At 69.3% G+C, this 17,184-nt stretch carries 20 protein-coding genes; 8 read left to right on the top strand and 12 right to left on the bottom strand.

All coding sequences use genetic code 11. The features are described 5' to 3' along the window. Positions 1 to 6: 6 nt before the first annotated feature. Positions 7 to 1,506, top strand: coding sequence for a sensor histidine kinase (locus AC5Y7E_RS22640; protein ID WP_499920279.1), 1,500 nt, complete (start codon positions 7 to 9; stop codon positions 1,504 to 1,506). Positions 1,507 to 1,579: 73 nt separating this feature from the next. Here AC5Y7E_RS22640 and whiB1 read toward each other — a convergent pair whose 3' ends face one another. Both whiB1 and AC5Y7E_RS22630 read right to left on the bottom strand, forming a co-directional pair. After that, positions 1,580 to 1,834, bottom strand: coding sequence for a transcriptional regulator WhiB1 (gene whiB1, locus AC5Y7E_RS22635; protein WP_003874607.1), 255 nt, complete (start codon positions 1,832 to 1,834; stop codon positions 1,580 to 1,582). A 281-nt stretch (positions 1,835 to 2,115) separates the two neighbouring features. Beyond that, the gene (locus tag AC5Y7E_RS22630) at positions 2,116 to 3,081 is read right to left on the bottom strand and encodes a diacylglycerol/lipid kinase family protein (RefSeq protein ID WP_499920277.1); all 966 of its coding nucleotides are present in this window, start codon (positions 3,079 to 3,081) and stop codon (positions 2,116 to 2,118) included. Between the two features lie 86 nt (positions 3,082 to 3,167). Here AC5Y7E_RS22630 and AC5Y7E_RS22625 point away from each other — a divergent pair, with 86 nt between their 5' ends. Beyond that, positions 3,168 to 3,599, top strand: a complete 432-nt coding sequence (locus AC5Y7E_RS22625) for a hypothetical protein (protein WP_499920275.1) — start codon at positions 3,168 to 3,170, stop codon at positions 3,597 to 3,599. On the opposite strand, the gene AC5Y7E_RS22620 is transcribed toward AC5Y7E_RS22625, so the two are convergent. Genes AC5Y7E_RS22620 through AC5Y7E_RS22610 form a run of 3 tightly spaced genes read right to left on the bottom strand, consistent with a single transcriptional unit; the run spans position 3,551 to position 5,714 of the window. Further along, on the bottom strand, positions 3,551 to 4,033 hold the full coding sequence (locus tag AC5Y7E_RS22620; RefSeq protein WP_499920273.1) for a GNAT family N-acetyltransferase: 483 nt from the start codon (positions 4,031 to 4,033) through the stop codon (positions 3,551 to 3,553). The genes AC5Y7E_RS22625 and AC5Y7E_RS22620 overlap by 49 nt on opposite strands. Beyond that, complete coding sequence (locus AC5Y7E_RS22615) at positions 4,030 to 5,127, bottom strand: isochorismate synthase (RefSeq protein ID WP_499920271.1); 1,098 nt, start codon at positions 5,125 to 5,127, stop codon at positions 4,030 to 4,032. The genes AC5Y7E_RS22620 and AC5Y7E_RS22615 overlap by 4 nt, the downstream gene beginning before the upstream one ends. Beyond that, positions 5,124 to 5,714 (bottom strand): acid phosphatase, encoded by a 591-nt coding sequence (locus AC5Y7E_RS22610; protein WP_499920270.1) that lies wholly within the window; start codon positions 5,712 to 5,714, stop codon positions 5,124 to 5,126. Before AC5Y7E_RS22610 ends, AC5Y7E_RS22615 begins: the two co-directional genes overlap by 4 nt. Positions 5,715 to 5,835: 121 nt before the next feature. On the opposite strand from AC5Y7E_RS22610, the gene AC5Y7E_RS22605 reads away from it, so the two are divergent. Continuing rightward, positions 5,836 to 6,639 (top strand): ParA family protein, encoded by an 804-nt coding sequence (locus AC5Y7E_RS22605; protein ID WP_499920269.1) that lies wholly within the window; start codon positions 5,836 to 5,838, stop codon positions 6,637 to 6,639. Here AC5Y7E_RS22605 and AC5Y7E_RS22600 read toward each other — a convergent pair whose 3' ends face one another. Next, a complete protein-coding gene (locus tag AC5Y7E_RS22600; protein WP_499920268.1) occupies positions 6,640 to 7,863 on the bottom strand; it encodes an Rv3212 family protein in 1,224 nt (407 codons plus the stop codon). It lies immediately after the preceding gene. Positions 7,864 to 7,879: 16 nt separating this feature from the next. After that, positions 7,880 to 9,430 carry a DEAD/DEAH box helicase gene (locus AC5Y7E_RS22595; protein WP_499920267.1) on the bottom strand — a complete coding sequence of 517 codons (1,551 nt, stop codon included), beginning with the start codon at positions 9,428 to 9,430 and terminating at the stop codon, positions 7,880 to 7,882. A 279-nt stretch (positions 9,431 to 9,709) separates the two neighbouring features. Here AC5Y7E_RS22595 and AC5Y7E_RS22590 point away from each other — a divergent pair, with 279 nt between their 5' ends. After that, positions 9,710 to 10,429, top strand: a complete 720-nt coding sequence (locus AC5Y7E_RS22590; RefSeq protein WP_499920266.1) for a ferritin-like fold-containing protein — start codon at positions 9,710 to 9,712, stop codon at positions 10,427 to 10,429. A 21-nt stretch (positions 10,430 to 10,450) separates the two neighbouring features. Here the strand turns inward: AC5Y7E_RS22590 and AC5Y7E_RS22585 are convergent, their stop codons facing one another. Beyond that, positions 10,451 to 11,164 (bottom strand): MmpS family transport accessory protein, encoded by a 714-nt coding sequence (locus AC5Y7E_RS22585; RefSeq protein WP_499950812.1) that lies wholly within the window; start codon positions 11,162 to 11,164, stop codon positions 10,451 to 10,453. A gap of 219 nt (positions 11,165 to 11,383) precedes the next feature. Here AC5Y7E_RS22585 and AC5Y7E_RS22580 point away from each other — a divergent pair, with 219 nt between their 5' ends. Continuing rightward, positions 11,384 to 11,638: a DUF3107 domain-containing protein gene (locus AC5Y7E_RS22580; RefSeq protein ID WP_499920725.1), complete on the top strand. Its 255-nt coding sequence runs from the start codon at positions 11,384 to 11,386 to the stop codon at positions 11,636 to 11,638. A 2-nt stretch (positions 11,639 to 11,640) separates the two neighbouring features. Here the strand turns inward: AC5Y7E_RS22580 and fasR are convergent, their stop codons facing one another. Then, positions 11,641 to 12,327 carry an HTH-type transcriptional activator FasR gene (fasR, locus tag AC5Y7E_RS22575; protein WP_499920264.1) on the bottom strand — a complete coding sequence of 229 codons (687 nt, stop codon included), beginning with the start codon at positions 12,325 to 12,327 and terminating at the stop codon, positions 11,641 to 11,643. A gap of 93 nt (positions 12,328 to 12,420) precedes the next feature. Between fasR and AC5Y7E_RS22570 the strand changes: the two genes are divergently transcribed. The 3 genes from AC5Y7E_RS22570 to AC5Y7E_RS22560 all read left to right on the top strand — a co-directional run bounded on the left by AC5Y7E_RS22570 (position 12,421) and on the right by AC5Y7E_RS22560 (position 15,710). Then, positions 12,421 to 13,551: a DUF3152 domain-containing protein gene (locus AC5Y7E_RS22570; RefSeq protein WP_499920263.1), complete on the top strand. Its 1,131-nt coding sequence runs from the start codon at positions 12,421 to 12,423 to the stop codon at positions 13,549 to 13,551. Between the two features lie 87 nt (positions 13,552 to 13,638). Then, entirely contained in the window at positions 13,639 to 14,820 is a 1,182-nt protein-coding gene (moeZ, locus tag AC5Y7E_RS22565) for an adenylyltransferase/sulfurtransferase MoeZ (protein ID WP_499920262.1), read from the top strand. Positions 14,821 to 14,855: 35 nt separating this feature from the next. Next, positions 14,856 to 15,710: a TIGR02569 family protein gene (locus tag AC5Y7E_RS22560; protein WP_499920261.1), complete on the top strand. Its 855-nt coding sequence runs from the start codon at positions 14,856 to 14,858 to the stop codon at positions 15,708 to 15,710. Positions 15,711 to 15,808: 98 nt separating this feature from the next. Here the strand turns inward: AC5Y7E_RS22560 and AC5Y7E_RS22555 are convergent, their stop codons facing one another. The 3 genes from AC5Y7E_RS22555 to AC5Y7E_RS22545 are packed head-to-tail and all read right to left on the bottom strand — an operon-like array spanning position 15,809 to position 17,154. Next, on the bottom strand, positions 15,809 to 16,117 hold the full coding sequence (locus AC5Y7E_RS22555; protein WP_499920260.1) for an MGMT family protein: 309 nt from the start codon (positions 16,115 to 16,117) through the stop codon (positions 15,809 to 15,811). 2 nt (positions 16,118 to 16,119) lie between these two features. After that, complete coding sequence (locus AC5Y7E_RS22550) at positions 16,120 to 16,905, bottom strand: alpha/beta fold hydrolase (protein WP_499920259.1); 786 nt, start codon at positions 16,903 to 16,905, stop codon at positions 16,120 to 16,122. Between the two features lie 45 nt (positions 16,906 to 16,950). Then, entirely contained in the window at positions 16,951 to 17,154 is a 204-nt protein-coding gene (locus tag AC5Y7E_RS22545; protein ID WP_499920722.1) for an Rv3202a family protein, read from the bottom strand. Positions 17,155 to 17,184 lie beyond the last annotated feature (30 nt).

Genomic DNA, 17,184 nt, shown 5'->3' with positions numbered 1-17,184 from the left:
TGAGCGATGTCAACTCTCGGTGACCTGCTCGCCGAACACACCATGTTGCCCGGCAACGCGGTGGACCACCTGCACGCGGTGGTCGGGGAGTGGCAGCTGCTGGCCGACCTCTCCTTCGCCGACTACCTGATGTGGGTGCGGCGCGACGACGGCGTGCTGGTCTGTGTGGCGCAGTGCCGGCCGAACACGGCGCCCACGGCGCTGCAGACCGACGCGGTAGGCACCGCCGTCGGATCCGACCGATTGGCCCTCGTGGCCGAGACGTTCGCGTCGGGCACCGCGCAGCGCAACGACGTTGCCGGACAACAGGATTCGTGGTTGCCAGGCACCCACATCGAGGCGTCTCCGGTGCGTTATGGCGGCAAGGTGGTGGCCGTGCTCACCCACCATCAGACCGCGTTGGCCGCCGACCGCACGTCCGGTCAGCTGGAGATCGCCTACCGGGAGTGCGCCACCGACCTGGTCCACATGCTCGCCGAGGGAACCTTTCCGGACGTCGGGGACGTGGTGATGTCGCGCTCGACCCCGCGCGCGGGCGATGGCTTCATCCGCCTCGACGTGCACGGCGTCGTCGCGTACGCGAGTCCCAACGCGCTGTCCGCCTACCACCGGATGGGCCTGACCACCGAACTGGAGGGGCGCAACCTCATCGAGGTCACGCGCCCGCTGATCTCCGACCCGTTCGAGGCCCAGGAGGTGGCCGAGCATGTAAGTGATCTGGTGGCCGGCGGGCGCAGCATGCGCATGGAGGTCGACGCCGGCGGAGCCACCGTGCTGCTGCGCACGCTGCCGTTGATAGTCGACGGCGCCAGCGCCGGTGCCGCGGTGCTGATCCGCGACGTCACCGAGGTCAAGCGTCGCGACCGGGCCCTGATATCCAAGGACGCCACCATCCGGGAGATCCACCACCGGGTCAAGAACAACCTGCAAACCGTGGCGGCGCTGTTGCGCCTGCAGGCCCGCCGGACCGTCAACGCCGAGGGGCGCGAGGCCCTGATCGAGTCGGTGCGGCGGGTGTCGTCGATCGCGTTGGTGCACGACGCGCTGTCGATGTCGGTGGACGAGCAGGTCAACCTCGACGAGGTGATCGACCGCATCCTGCCGATCATGAACGACGTCGCGTCGGTGGACCGGCCGATCCGCATCAACCGGGTCGGCGACCTGGGTGTGCTGGACTCCGACCGGGCCACCGCGCTGATCATGGTGATCACCGAACTGGTGCAGAACGCGATCGAACACGCCTTTGACCCAGCGGCCGAAGAGGGCTCGGTGACGATTCGCGCCGAGCGATCCGCCCGCTGGCTCGACGTCGTGGTGCACGACGACGGACGCGGCCTGCCGGAGGGATTCAGCCTGGAGAACTCCGACAGCCTCGGTCTGCAGATCGTGCGGACGCTGGTGTCGGCCGAGTTGGACGGCACGCTGGGCATGAGTGAGGCGCCCGCCCGCGGCACCGATGTGGTGCTACGGGTGCCCATCGGCCGGCGGACCCGATTGCTGCTGTAGGCGTGCGCACTGACTTACACGCAAAGGTGCGGCCCCGACTTTCGTCGAGGCCGCACTATTTGCGTTATGTGGGTTAAACCCCGCTGCGGGCCTTCGTCCGGGCGTTGCGACGCTTCAACGCACGCCGCTCGTCTTCGCTCATGCCGCCCCAGACGCCCGAGTCCTGGCCAGTGTTCAGGGCCCAACCAAGGCACTCTGTGGTCACCGGACACCGATTACAGACCAGTTTCGCGTCAGCGATCTGCGCGAGCGCCGGGCCGCTGTTCCCTACCGGGAAGAACAGCTCCGGGTCCTCGTCACGACAGACCGCCTTGTGGCGCCAATCCATACGTCTTTACTCCTCACTGAGTGCGCAGCAAGGCGCACGGCCATTTTCTTCGGCTGTTTAACGCGTGCAGAAGAAAAGGAGTCCGGACTCCTACGTAGTTTCTGCATGCAACCTTTTGATCGTTTCACAGGCTCAACAGATGTCAATAGCGTGAGTTCGCTCGTGGGCTATCTCACTTTGATCATCTAGTCGCCAAGCCCTCACTCCGTTGTACTACACTCCGCGGGCTGCTTCGGTGTGATTTTCTCTTCGCACGCCGCCTCGGCGGCTATCGGAGCAGGTCAGCGCCATTTCTGTTGAGGTGGCGCAACCACCGCCAGCGCGTCCGGGACCGCCTTGAAAGTCATGGTTTCGCGCACGCCGAGGTAATCGCCGTCGAACTGGCAGGCCACTGCGCCTGCGGTCGAGGTAACTCGCACGCACGGCAGGTCGTCCTCGGTAATGAGGTGCTTGAAGTCGAACTTGGGCCGTTTTGCGAACATCTGCCGCACGATTCGCAGGGTGGGGATCGTCTTCATGGTGGTAGGCGCGAACACCCCCAGGCCCGACTCGAAGCTGCAGCCGGGATTGGTCCACACCGGCCGTTCGTTGGCGAAGGTCCACGGGCTGGAGTTCGACACGAACGCGAAGCTGACGCCGGTGATGGGTTCGCGGCCGGGAAGTTCCAGCGTCAGCATCGGTTCGCGGCGCGTGTAGCCCCACACGGCGGGCACCGCCGCGCGGATGTAGCGCCACGCCGAAACCTTGCCGCCCTTGTCCCGTTCGGCCTCGACCGCGGCCACCACCTCGGCATCGACGCCCATGCCGGTGTTGAACACCGCCCAGCGTTCGCCGCAGTCGATCAGGCCGATCCGCCGCCAGGCTTGGCGCCGCTGGTAGTCGTCGAGCAGCTGGATGAGCTGATTGGTGGCCGCGACCGGATCCGCGGAAATACCCAGGGACCGCGCCAGCACGTTCGCCGAACCGCCGGGCACCACGGCAACCGCGGGTATCGGTCCGCCCGGAAGCGGCCCCGGCCGGCCGAGCAGGCCGTTGACCACCCCGCTCACCGTGCCGTCGCCGCCGTGCACCACCACCAGATCGATCCCGTCGGCGACGGCCTTCTGCGCGAGCTCGGTGCCGTGACCACGGTGGTTGGTGTGTTCGACGGTGAGCTGCAGGCGGCTCTTGAGCGCGTGGGCCAGCAGGTCGCGACCGGCCGGGGTGGTGGAAGTGGCTGTGGGGTTGACGATCAGCACGGCCCGCATGAGCCACGAGCTTAGGCGGGCCGGTTAAGGCCACGCTGTGGGGGAACCGCCGGGGACCGGGCGGCTGCCCTGGCTACGCTGACGCTGTGACGCCGCCAGCCGCCCCGATCGCCGTTCGCCGCGCCGGCCTGATCGTCGTGTTGCAGGGGATCGCGGCATTGATCGTGGCGGTGGTGTTGGTGGTCAGGGGCATCGCGGGAGCCGATCAGCAGGTGGTCAACGGCCTGGCAACGGCGGGTTGGTTCGTCTTGGTCGGCGCCGGGGTGATCGCCGCGGGGCGCGCGCTGATTTTCGGCAAGCGCTGGGGCCGCGGGTTGGCGGTCATCACCCAGCTGTTGTTGTTGCCGGTGGCGTGGTACCTGGCGGTCGGATCACATCAGCCGGGATTCGGGATTCCGGCGGGCGCGGTGGCGCTGATCGTGCTGGGATTGCTGTTCAGTCCCGCCGCGGTGCGCTGGGCCGCCGGCGATCAGGGCGACTCCGCCAAGCCGGCCAACGACGCCCCGGACAGCCGGTAGGTCGTCCATTCGTTCTGCGGCTCCCCGCCGATGCCGTCGTAGAGCGTGATGGCGTCGGCGTTCCAGTTGAGAACCGCCCAGGACAGCCGCGTGTATCCGCGCCGCAGGCATTCGGAGGCCAGCGTGGCCAGCAGCGCGCGGGCCAGCCCACGCCGGCGAAACTCCGGCCGCACGAACAGGTCTTCCAGATAGATGCCCGCGACGCCGTCCCAGGTGGAGTAGTTGAGGAACCACAGCGCCATCGCCGCGACCTCGCCGTCCACCTCGGCCACGTGGCCGTACACGGTCGGCGGGTCACCGAAAAGCGCTGCGGCGATTTGCGTTTCGGTCACCGTACACTGATCGGCGGCGTGCTCGAAGTCGGCTAACGCGTGGATCATGCCGGTGATCGCGGTGGCGTCGTGCGGCGCGGCGCGGCGGATGTGGTGGCTCATCGCTCAACTCCCAGAGCGTTGAGGATCGTGCCGAATTTCGTTGTGGTTTCGGCGAGTTCCTCGTCGGGATCGGACTCGGCGACGATACCGCCGCCGGCCCGCGCCAGCGCGCTGCGCCGGTCCGCCGACAGCTGCGCGCAGCGCAGCGACACCACCCAGCGGCCGTCGCCGCGGGCGTCGCACCACCCCACCGCCCCGGCGTAGAACCCGCGGTCGCCCTCCAGTTCGGTGATCAGCCGCATCGCCGCCTTGGTCGGCACCCCGCCGACCGCGGGGGTGGGGTGCAGCGCCAACGCCAAATCGATTGCGGTGCTTGATGTGTCACGCAAGCGTCCGGTGATCGGCGTGCACAGATGCCAGACCGTGGCGGTGTTGCTCAGCTGTGGTTCGGCGGCGATGGACAGGTCGTCGCACAGCGGCTCCAGGGCAGTCCTGATGGATTCGATGACCAGCTGGTGCTCGTGACGGTTCTTGGCCGAGGCGGCCAGCGCGGCGCCGTTCTCGGCGTCGGTCCGCGGGTCGGCGGCGCGCGGGGCCGAGCCGGCGAACGGCCGGCATTCAACGCGGCCACCGCTGCGGGCCACCAGCACCTCGGGGCTGGCGCCCACCAGGGCAGCGCCCGCGTACTCGCCGCCGGCGGCGGTCAGGTCGACCAGGTAGCCGTAGGCCGCCGGGTCCGCGGCAATGAGCCGGCGCAGGATCACGCGCGCATCCAGCGGGGCATCGGCAACCAGGCGCAGGGCGCGGGCCAGTACCACCTTGTCCAGCGGGTTGTCGGCCGCGGCGAGCTGCTCGCAGGAGCGGCGGATCCGGTCGCGGTATTCGACCGGCGGCGGCACGGCTTCGGCCACCCGCACCGGCGGCAGGCCGTCGCGCGGCCAGTCCGGGGGTCCGTTCGTGGCGGCCACCGTCTCGGGCGTCAACAGCGCAGCCGGCCTGGTGACGTCGAAAGGCAACGCGCCCAACACAATCGGCGCTTCCCCCGATTGCAGCGCGGCCTGCGCCGCACCCACCTCGCCGTAACGGCGCCGCACACCTTCGGCAATCAGGGTTCTGGTCGGCCCGCACAGCGCGAATGGCGGTTGGTTGCTCACTGACCGGTCAATCCGAGCGCCCGCAGCTGCCGTACCCCGTGCTCGAACCCGCAGACCGCGATCGACGCGGTGATCATGCCGAAGCGGCTGCCCTCGACCAGCGGCAGTTCTACCCAGCGGGTGATCACCGCGCGGGAGAAGTGGCCGTGGCTGACGAAGATGACGTCACGCGCCTCCATGTGCTCCAGCGCCGTCGCGACGGCCGCGTCGGCGCGCTCGCTGACCTGCTCGACGGTCTCACCACCCGGGCAGCCGTGCGTCCACACCAGCCAATCGGGCACCGTCTCGTGGATCTGCTCCGTGGTCAGGCCCTCGTAGGAGCCGTAGTCCCATTCGGTCAGCAGCTCGGACATTTCGTCGACGGACAGCCCGGCCAGCTGCGCGGTGGTCAGGGAACGCTGCCGCGGACTGCTGATCACCAGGGGATCAACGAGTTTGAGTTCTCGGAGTACGTCGCCGGCCAGCTCGGCCTGCGTTCGGCCGGCCTCGGTCAGCTCGACCTCGGTGCGGCCGGTGTGCTGGCCGGACTTCGACCACTCGGTCTCGCCGTGACGCAGCAGCACCAGGCGGTGGTTGTGCAAGCCCATATCGATCGATTCTGCCGGACGACGCGCGGTGGTTGCTCAGGCCGCAGCGCACGGCGGGCGAACGTGCCAGGATGGGCGTTGTTGAGCGCATGGCGATTACGCAGAGGGGAGAGCCGCGCCTATGGCTGCTAAGACCCGGGTATTGGCGGTGGCCAACCAAAAGGGGGGTGTCGCCAAGACGACCACGGTCGCGTCGCTGGGTGCGGCGATGCTGGACGAGGACAAACGGGTGCTGCTGGTCGACCTCGATCCGCAGGGCTGCCTGACGTTCTCGTTGGGCCAAGACCCGGACAAGCTACCGGTCTCCGTGCACGAGGTGCTGCTCGGCGACGTCGAACCCAACGCCGCGCTGGTCGAGACGGCGGAGGGGATGACGCTACTGCCGGCCAACATCGACCTGGCCGGCGCCGAGGCCATGCTGCTGATGCGGGCCGGTCGCGAATACGCGCTCAAGCGCGCCCTGGCCAAACTCGGCGACGAGTTCGACGTGGTGATCATCGACTGCCCGCCGTCGCTGGGCGTGCTCACCCTCAACGGGCTGACGGCCGCCGACGAGGTCATCGTGCCGCTGCAGTGCGAGACCCTCGCGCACCGCGGGGTCGGCCAGTTCCTGCGTACCGTCTCCGACGTCCAGCAGATCACCAACCCGGAGCTGCGACTGCTCGGCGCCCTGCCGACGCTGTACGACTCGCGCACCACCCACACCCGCGACGTCCTGGCCGACGTCGCCGACCGGTACAACCTGCCGGTGCTGGCCCCGCCGATTCCCCGCACCGTGCGATTCGCCGAGGCCAGCGCCTCCGGCTCGTCGGTGATGGCCGGCCGCAAGAACAAGGGCGCGGTGGCCTACGGCGATCTGGCGGCGGCGTTGCTGAAGCATTGGAAGAGCGGCAAGCCGCTGCCGACGTTCGCCGTCGAGGTCTAACTAGCCCAGTGCGACCAGGGTGTCACCGCGCTGCTCGAGCACCCGGGACCCGATCACGGCCGGGAACACCGGATTGCCCGGCGGCGGGGCGCTCGTCGACCGGTCCACCGGAATGTAGCGTTCGTTGGCGCCGCTCAGCGGGTCGTAGACCCCGATCGCGTCGGTGAGAGGCACCAGCAGCCGGCCCGCCATCATCACCCCGGGACCCAGCGGCGTCTTGTCGCCCGCGGCGATGGTGTAGCGCAGCGCCAGCGTGTTCGCGTCGAAGACCATCAGCGAATCGCCGGTCCACCAGGTGATCTGGCTGCCAGGGTGCGAGACCGCGGCCGAGCGCGACGGCGGCTTGGGCAGCGGGGTGCTGGACACGGTGGCGCCGGTTTGGTCGATCACGTCGACGCGAGGTTGCGGCGCGGGCAGGTAGACCGCGGTGGTGTTCTCCGCGACGGTCAGCACCCGGGCGCCCGAATCCGGCGCGATCCCCGGTTCGGCCACGATGTGTTGCTGGGGTTCGTCGTCGTCCTTGCCCGGCCGCAGCAGCACCAGCCGCAGGTCGGCCTGATTCGCGCAGCTCTCCAGCACCGACACCGCCTGCGAGCTGGCCGCGGCCGAGATCAGCTTGCATCCGGAGTGCAGTCCGCGCGTCGACGGCTTCACCCGCGCGTCGGTCTCGCCGTAGGCCAGCATCCGGACCATGTCCGAACGCCACAGCTCCAGCCGGGTGTCGCCGACCGACAACACCGTCATGCCGTCGGAGGAGAGCCGCACCCTCGGGTCGGCGTAGCCGCTGCGGGCGGGCCCCCGACGACCGGTGGCGCCGTCGAGCGTGCTCACCTGGCCGCAGCCGCGTTCGTCGCGGTAGACGCCGACGGCGTAGCGGTACAGCCAGGTGACCCCGCACAGGTCGATGTCGCGGGCGTAGCTCCAGCGGGACTGGCCGGTATCGGGATCGCGCCCGTCGATCTGGCGCCCGGCAGCGGTGACGACCTCCCCGCCGGCTACCACCGGGGCGGTGGTAGCCGGGCTGGCGGCGCTCCACAGCTGCTTCAGGCCGGCGGGCACCTGACGGGCCGGGGTGGGGTTGGGTGCGGGAAAGGCCGCGGGCCGGCTGATGGTGGCGCGAGCGTCGCTGCTCCACCAGACCAACGCCGCGATGGCGGCGACGACGACCACGATGGCCGCGGCGGCGACGATGTCGCCTGTGGTCCGGCGCTCGGGTCTGACCATGCGTCGGCGCGAACCTCTAGTTGCTCTGCGTGCCGGCCGCGGCCGCGGTGGCGGCTTGTCCTTCGGCGGGCTTGCGACGCCGGCGGCGGCGCCGGGTGGAGCCCGCGTTGCCCGGGGGCGAGGCGGTCGCGGTGTCCGCGGTGGCCTCGCCGTTGCTGCTGGCGGCCCCGTTGCCCGACGGGTGCGCGGTGACGGGTTGGCCGCCCCGGGTGCGCCGGCGGGTGCCGGAGCGGCGCGCGGGCCGCTCCGACTTCTGCTCCGGCTTCCTGCCGTCGCGGTCACCGCCGCGGCGCTGGCCTTGCGGCTTGCGGGCCGCGCCCACGGTGCCGGTGGCCTCGGCGGGGATGCCCATCTCGGCGTGGAGGTGCGGCGAATTGGAGTAGGTCTCGGCGGGCTCGGGGCAGTCCAGCCCCAGCGCCTTGTCGATCAGCGACCAGCGGGGTAGCTCGTCCCAGTCCACCAGGGTGACCGCGATACCGGTCTTGCCTGCGCGGCCGGTACGGCCGATGCGGTGCACGTAGGCCTGTTCGTCCTCGGGGATCTGGTAGTTGATGACATGGGTGATGTCGTCGATGTCGATGCCGCGGGCGGCGACGTCGGTGGCGACCAGCACGTCGATCTCGCCGGTGCGGAAGGCCTTCAGCGCCTTCTCGCGGGCCGCCTGGCCCAGGTCGCCGTGCACCGCGCCCACCGCGAAGCCGCGCTCGGCCAGCTCGTCGGCCACCTTTTGGGCGGTGCGCTTGGTGCGGGTGAAGATCATCGTCGCGCCGCGGCCCTCGGCCTGCAGCACCCGGCTGACCAGCTCCACCTTGTCCAGGGCGTGGGCCCGGTAGACGTACTGAACGGTGGTGTCGTGGGTGGCCGCCGAGTGCGGCGCTTCCGCCCGGATGTGGGTGGGCTGGTTCATGAAGGTGCGGGCCAGCGTGATGATCGGGTCCGGCATGGTCGCCGAGAAAAGCATGGATTGCCGGTCGGTCGGGATTTGGCGCAGGATGCGTTCGATGTCGGGCAGGAAGCCCAGGTCGAGCATCTCGTCGGCCTCGTCGAGCACCAGCACCGACAGCCCGCCCAGTTGCAGGTGGTTCTGCTGGCTCAGGTCGAGCAGCCGGCCCGGCGTGCCCACCACGACGTCGGCGCCGGCGCGCAGCGCCTCGATCTGCGGCTCGTAGGGGCGTCCGCCGTAGATGGGGACCACCGAGAGCGGCCGGCCGCCCTCGGCGATCAGGTGCTTGGCCGCGAGCGTGAGGTCATCGGTGACCTGCAGGCACAGCTCGCGGGTGGGCACGACGATCAGCGCCCGCGGTGTGCCGTTGAGGGGCCGCGCGGCGGTGCCGGCGGTGATGCGCTGCAGCAGCGGCACGCCGAATGCGAACGTCTTGCCCATGCCCGTGCGGGCCTGCCCGATCAGGTCGTCGCCGGCGAGCGCCATCGGCAGGGTCAGTTCTTGAATGGCGAATGGGGTTTCGATCCCCTTTTCGGCGAGCGCGCGCACGATTTCGTCGCGGACGCCGAGTTGCGCAAATGTGGGTTGGGGGGTCAGTTCAGTTGTGCTGGTGAGTGCGGTCATGCGTGGGTAGGTAGCCTCTCGGTGACGTATCGGTTTGTGTCGGTATTTCTCTGTCGCGGTCACGCGCGCACGAGTTCCGACTCCGATTTCGTCGCCGAGTCGCCGGCCCTGGCTCAGTCTGGGATGGCCCAGTTAGGGCGGGCCAGCTGTGCACGCACATTTCGCCGATAGCGGCTTGAAAAACAAATACGGCATGAATAAAGCCGCCATCTACCTACATGATAGCTGGTCGACAGCCGGCTCCCATTTTGCGCTAGGTCAGCCGACTACAGTGTTGCCATGACCCGGCCCTCCTGCGAGCCCTCCCAAGCCGATCTGGCCGCCGAGAACATCGACGATTCGCCCGCCCCGCGGCTGTCGGCCGATCACCCGGGCGTCAACGAGCTGTTCGCAGTCCTGGCCTACGGCGAGATCGCCGCGTTCTATCGGCTCACCGACGAGGCTCGAATGGCCCCTGACCTGCGCGGACGGATATCGATGGCGAGCATGGCCGCCGCCGAGATGCAGCACTACGAGCAGCTGCGCGACGCCCTGGAAAGCCGCGGCGTGGACGTGGTGTCGGCGATGTCCAAATACGTCTCGGCGCTCGAGAACTACCACCGGCTGACCATGCCCAGCACGTGGCTCGAGGCCTTGGTCAAGACGTATGTGGGCGACGCCCTGGCGGCCGATCTCTACCTGGAGATCGCCCACGGACTGCCCGCCGAGGTCGCCGACGTGGTTCGCGCGACGCTGTCGGAGACCGGGCATTCGCAGTTCGTCGTCGCCGAAGTCCGCGCCGCGGTGACGGCCAGCGGCAAGCAACGTAGCCGGCTGGCGCTGTGGTCACGCCGGTTGTTCGGCGAAGCGATCACTCAGGCCCAGTACCTGCTGGCCGACCACGACGAGCTGGTCGACCTGGTGATGTCGGGCGCCGGCGGGCTGGGCCAGCTCAACGCGTTCTTCGACCGGATGCAGCAGACGCACGAGCGTCGCATGCACGAACTTGGCCTGAGCTGAGCGCGGCTCGGCCGTTTGGCCTCAGCCGGCGCAGGTCGCCATGTTCGAGGTGTTGGACGCGATGATCCGCTGACCGGCGGCGTTGAATACCGAGCAGTTGAGCCGGCCGTAGAAGCTGGTCGCGACGACGGATTCGGTCTCCACGCCGGGATTCAGCACCACCACCTTCGACCACGGCAGCGACACGTTGAACTCGGTCTGCGGCACGCCCCGCGCGTCGGTGTAGACGATGTTCACCAGGTCCAGCAGCTGCTTGGTTCCATTGACGCTGTAGACGATGGTGCGCGGGTTGAGCGCGGCCGACGGCGGTGCCGCCGCGAGCGGGGGCGCGACAGTGGGCGCCGCCAGCGCCGGCGGCGCGCTGGGCGCGGCGCTGGGGGTGGTCACCGTGGTGACGGTCTCGGGCGGTAACTGGGTCGGGCGCGGGGCGGCGCTGGGTGCCGCGGATGCCTTCGTCGTCGCGGGTGCCGAGGTCACCGGGTGGGGAGCCGGTGCGCCCACCGTGGCCTTGGTGGACGCGCTGTCGCCGCTGTTGATGATGACCGCGGTGGCGATGGCGCCCAGGGCGACCACCGCGCCCAGCACCGCCGTGGCGGGGCGCCAGCGCGAATCGGCCGGCCAGCCCGTCCAGTTGTAATCGGCGTTCAGGTAGGGATCGGCGTCGTCGAGCTCGTCGAGCTCGTCCGCGGGGTAATCCCGGATCCTGTCGTCAAGGTGCGCCCACGTGGTACCCATGTTGCCGAAGTTAGCCATGTGAAAGCACGGATCGGGTAGCGCGCGGGCGGCCGAGACAACCTGCAAGCGAATCGTTACCGGGCTGCGACCAACGTTTCGCTGACCGCGAAGTGTGGGGACGCGGCGAGGTGGGGTTCAGCCGCGTCCACTAGCCTGCTGCTGACAGGGCCGGGACGGCAACACCTGCGCAAGGCTGCAAGACCCATGGAAGGGGTGACCGTGGAGGTCAAGATCGGTATCACGGATAGTCCGCGCGAGCTGGTCCTGGCCAGCACCCAGACGCCCGCCGAGGTCGAAGAACTGGTCAGCGCCGCGCTGAGCGACGCCTCCGGTCTGCTGCGCCTGAGCGACGAGCGGGGCCGCCGCTTCCTGATTCACACCACCAGAATCGCCTACGTCGAGATCGGCATCGCCGACGCACGCCGGGTGGGCTTCGGGATCAGCGCCGAAACCGGCAAACACGCCGGCAAGTGAGATTAGGAGCGGGTGAGCGGCACGTGTGACAGCCCGCCCCAGGCGAACTGGACCGTGCCGTCGACCGCGTCCGCCTTGGAGATCGGGCGGTCCGAGTCCAGCCAATACCTGGCGCAGTCGACGCTGATGCCGACCAGACCGACGGCGATCATCCGGGCCCGGTGCGGGTCCAGCCCGGAATCCTCGCTGATCAACGCGAAGACCGCGTCGATGCAGGATTCGGTGGCCACGCGAACCTGGGCGGCCACTTCGGGTTCGGTGACGTAGTCGTTCTCGAAGATCAGCCGGTAACCCTGGCTGTCGTGTTCGATGAAATCGAAGAATGCCTGGACCGCGGAGTGCAGTCGGCGCCGGTTGTCGGTGGTGGTGCTCAGCGCGTTTTGAACACCCGAGACCAGATTGTGCACGTGGCGCGCCAGCACCGCCAGGTACAGCTCGAGCTTGCTCGAAAAGTGTTGATATAAAACGGGTTTGCTGACTCCGGCGCGGTCGGCGATCTCGTCCATGCCGGCCGCGTGGTAGCCGCGGTCGACGAACACGTCGCTGGCCACGATGAGCAATTGGCCGCGCCGCTCGTCGCGGGGCAACCTGTTGCCTCGCCGGTTTGAAACGGCAGCTCCGTCTGTCGGCCGACCGCGGTCAGCCGCTCTGACGGCGCGGCGCGCCGGCACCTTGGCGAGTTCGCTCATCCATTCCTCATCTGATTGTCGGCGGCCGGCCCCCGGTAACGCGGGGTCAGCCGCTCGCAGCCCGTGGAAGGTACCTTACTACCCGAGGAGTCGATGCGACCGTCATCGCGGTCGTCGCCGCAGGCAGAAGCGGTGTCGGACGGCGGATTCGGGCGCGCCACGGACGGCGCCGGTCGGCGGCTGTGTAATCCTGGGGAAATGACTTCGCCCCGGCCGCCGCGCAGCACGGGTCGCGTGCCGGTGTTACGCGACGAGTGGCGGGAGCCGCTGCGGGCGCTGCGCGACCCACTCGCGCGGGAAGCCGGGCGGGCCCGGGCCGACCGCGAGCGGCCGCGGCAATGGCGTAAACAAACCTGGCTGGGGCGGTTCGTCTCCACCTATGGATGGCGTGCCTACGCCCTGCCCGTGCTGGTGGTGCTCACCGCGGTGGTCCTGTACCAGACGGTGACCGGCACCGGCGCGCCCGAGCCGACCGCCAGCCGTCCCATTCAGGGCCCGCCGGCGATCGGAGCGGTGGGCACCACGATCATCGACGCGCCGCCGCGCGGGCTCGCCGCGTTCGACGCCAACCTGCCGGCCGGGACCCTGCCCGACGGCGGCCCGTTCACCGAAGCGGGCGACAAGACGTGGCACGTGGTGCCGGGCGCCACGCCCCAGATCGGCCAGGGCACCGCAAAGGTGTTCAGATACACCGTCGAGGTGGAGAACGGCATCGACCCGACGATGTTCGGCGGCGACGACGCCTTCGCCCAGATGGTCGAGCAGACGCTGGGCAATCCGAAGGGCTGGACGCACAACCCGCAGTTCGCGTTCATCCGGATCGACAACGGCAAACCCGACTTTCGGATCTCCTTGGTGTCGCCTGTCACGGTGCGCGAGGGCTGCGGCTACGAGTTCCGTCTCGAAACCTCTTGCTACAACCCGGTTTTCGGCGCAAACCGGGAGGCGCGGGTCTTCCTCAACGAGGCCCGCTGGATACGGGGAGCCGTGCCATTCGAAGGGGACATCGGGTCCTACCGGCAATACGTGATCAACCACGAGGTCGGCCACGCCATCGGATACCTGCACCACGAGGCGTGTGAGCAGCAGGGCGCCCTGGCCCCGGTGATGATGCAGCAGACGTTCTCCACGTCGAACAACGACGCCGCCCAGTTCGACCCCGACGTCGTCAAGGCCGACGGGAAGACCTGCCGGTTCAATCCCTGGCCGTACCCGATCGCCTGACGCGCCTCAGCGCGTTGCCGCGGCCTCGGCGGGCTGCTGTGATGGTGGTAGACGCATTCCACTAGGCCGACGAGGAGATGTTTCGCAGTGTCGACGCCGCTGCCGCCCTTGGTGGCGCCCGCAGCTCACCTGACTGGCGACGAGGTGGCCCGCTACAGCCGTCACCTGATCATTCCCGGCCTTGGTCCGGAGGGGCAGAAGCGGCTCAAGAACGCGCGGGTCCTGGTGATCGGTGCGGGCGGGCTGGGCGCGCCGACGTTGCTCTACCTGGCGGCCGCCGGCGTGGGCACGATCGGCATCGTCGATTTCGATGTGGTCGACGAGTCGAACCTGCATCGCCAAATCATCCACGGGGTTGCCGACGTCGGGCGGTCGAAGGCCCAGTCGGCGCGCGACTCCATCGCCGCCATCAACCCGCTCGTCGACGTGCGGCTGCACGAGTTCCGCCTGGACTCGACCAACGCGGTCGAGTTGTTCGGCTGCTACGACCTGATCGTGGACGGCACCGACAACTTCGCCACCAGGTACCTGGTCAACGACGCCGCGGTGCTGGCGAAGAAGCCCTACGTGTGGGGGTCGATCTACCGCTTCGAGGGCCAGGTCTCGGTGTGCTGGGAGGACGCGCCGGACGGACGCGGACTCAACTATCGCGACCTCTATCCCGAGCCCCCGCCGCCCGGGTCGGTCCCCTCCTGCGCCGAGGGCGGTGTGCTGGGCATCGTCTGCGCCTCCATCGCCTCGGTGATGAGCACCGAAGTGATCAAACTCATCACCGGGATCGGCGACTCGCTGCTGGGCCGGTTGATGATCTATGACGCGCTGGAGATGACCTACCGCACCATCGCGATCCGCCGCGATCCGTCGGACGCGTCCCGGCCGAAGATCACCGAGCTCGTCGACTACGAGCAGTTGTGCGGTGTGGCGCCGCAGCCCCCGGCGCACGACGCGTCGGCCATCACCCCACGGGAGTTGCGCGACTGGCTGGATTCCGGCAAGAAGCTGGCCCTGATCGACGTGCGCGAGCCGGTGGAGTTCGACATCGTTCACATCGAGGGGGCCCAGCTGATTCCGCAGTCGTCGATCAATTCCGGCGAGGGTTTGGCAAAGCTGCCGCAGGACCGCCCGCCGGTGCTGTATTGCAAAACGGGGGTGCGCTCGGCCCAGGTGCTGGCGGTGCTGCGCGAGGCCGGATTCGCCGATGCGGTGCATCTGCAGGGCGGGATCGTGGCATGGGCGCAGCAGATGCAACCCGACATGATCATGTACTGACTGATTGCGCCTGTTGGACTCGTTAGAGTACCGGTGTGACAGTCGAGCCACCGCCGGATCATGTGCTGTCGGCGTTCGGCTTGGCCGGTGTGAAACCCGTCTATCTGGGTGCCAGCTGGGAGGGCGGCTTCCGGTGCGGCGAAGTGGTCCTGTCGCTGGTGGCCGACAACGCGCGCGCGGCCTGGTCGGCACGGGTCCGCGAAACCCTGTTCGTCGACGGCGTCCGGTTGGCCCGGCCGGTCCGTTCGACCGACGGGCGCTACGTCGTTTCCGGGTGGCGGGCGGACACCTTCGTGGCCGGGACGCCGGAGCCCCGCCACGACGAGGTCGTCTCCGCCGCGGTACGCCTGCACGAGGCGACGGGCAAACTGGACCGCCCCCGCTTTCTGACCCAGGGGCCGGCCGCGCCGTGGGGCGACGTCGACATCTTCATCGCCGCCGATCGGGCGGCCTGGGAGGAACGGCCGTTGGCCGCGGTGCCCCCGGGCGCAAGGGTGGCTCCCCCGGCGGCGGACGCCGAACGCTCGGTGGAGCTGATCCACCAGCTGGCCACCCTGCGCAAGCCGACCAAGAGCCCCAACCAGCTGGTTCACGGAGACCTTTACGGCACAGTGCTTTTCGTGGGCACCGCTGCGCCGGGAATCACCGACATCACCCCGTACTGGCGGCCCGCCTCGTGGGCGGCCGGCGTGGTCGTCATCGACGCGCTGTCCTGGGGAGAGGCCGACGACGGCCTGATCGAACGCTGGAACGCCCTGCCGGAATGGCCGCAGATGTTGTTGCGGGCGTTGATGTTTCGCCTCGCGGTTCACGCGCTGCACCCGCGGTCCACCGCCGAGGCGTTCCCCGGCCTGGCCCGCACCGCGGCGCTGGTCCGGCTGGTGCTCTGACCTGGCCGCGTGACGACCCGTCCCCCGCAAGCGGGTGGGGTCCCCGCGGAGCAGGGGAGTACCCCCAGCGCCCGGCTCCGCCCCGCGGGCGATCGCCACTAAGTTCCGTCGGCAAACTCGTAGCGAACCTCGTGCAGCGCGATTCTGCCGTCGGTCGCCAGCACGCCTTCGGCGCGCAGCAACTCCAGCTGCCGGGTCGTCAGGTGGCGTGCGGGGCGCCCGGAGGCGGTGATCACCCGGTGCCAGGGCAGGTCCGAGGAATCCGTCCGCATGATCCACCCGACGATGCGCGGGCTGGAAAGACCTGCGACAGAAGCGATGTCGCCGTAAGTGGCGACCCGACCGGACGGGATCGCGGCGACCAGTGCACGCACCCGCTCCACCTGCTCGTCGGTCACCGGCGCCACGGTCAGCGGGCTTCCAACAGCTCGCGGGTCAGCGCGGCGACTTCGTCGGGCTTGGCGTAGGGCACCATGTGGTTGCAGTCGAAATCCAGCAGCCGGAAATCCGATCCCAACCGTTGCGCCAGGCCGTCGATCAGTTCGTCGGTGACATAGGGCGGGGTGGTCCGCTTGGCCCGCACCAGAACGGTCGGGGTCTTGGCCGGCGGCAGCACCGCGTCGCGGGCCAGCTCGCTCCAGTACGACATCATCGCCGGCAGGCTGACCCGCCAGCCGTAGCGCCCGCCGGGCAGCGTGACCAGATGCTCGTCGATCTCGACGTCGAGCAGGGCAGGTTCCACATCCGACCAGGAGCCGTGCACCTTCTCCATCCGCGCCTCCCGGGCGTCCGGATAGTCGGGCGAGGAGAGCATCGCCTCGGCGATCTCGCGCATCCAGCCGCCATCCAGCCCCACCGCCGGGTCGAGCAGCAGCAGCCCCGCCACCTGGTCGGGCCGCGCCGCGGCCAGGTGCATCGCCAGCCCGCCACCGAACGAGTGACCCACGATCACCACGGGCGTGTCGGGCTGCTCGTCGAGCAGCGCGGCCAACGCCGCGACATTGGCGTCGATGGTCCACGGCGCGGCCCACGACGACCGGCCGTGGCCGACCAGATCCGGTGCGGCGATGCCGATCCCGGGCAGAAAGCCGGACAGATGACCCCAGCGCTGGCCGTGGCCGGTCAATCCATGCAACGCCAGGACCTCTGCGGGACCGGACGGGCCGTAGCGGTGCACATGCAACTTCGCGGTCACGCGTCGATGGTGCCAGCCGCCACTATCGGGAGCGGCGGGCGGTCCTCACCGGTCGTCATCCCGGTCGTCCTCGGTGGAGACGATGTAGGCCTGCTCGATCACGTCGGCCTCGTTGGCCTCCCGGTCCCCGGCCGCGACGTAGTCGATGTCCAGACCGGTCTCGTCATCGGAATCCGCGGGCCGGCGTTGTTCGACCGCGTCGCCCTCCGGCGCCTCGTCGATGGGAAAGCCGCGTTCGTCGTCGTGCATGGTCTTCAACCCCCTCCTTCCGGACGTCGT

The sequence above is a fragment of the Mycobacterium sp. NGS17 genome, from assembly GCF_059813205.1.
The sequence above is the reverse complement of the archived record's forward strand: the minus strand, read 5'-3'. Positions and strand labels throughout refer to the sequence as shown.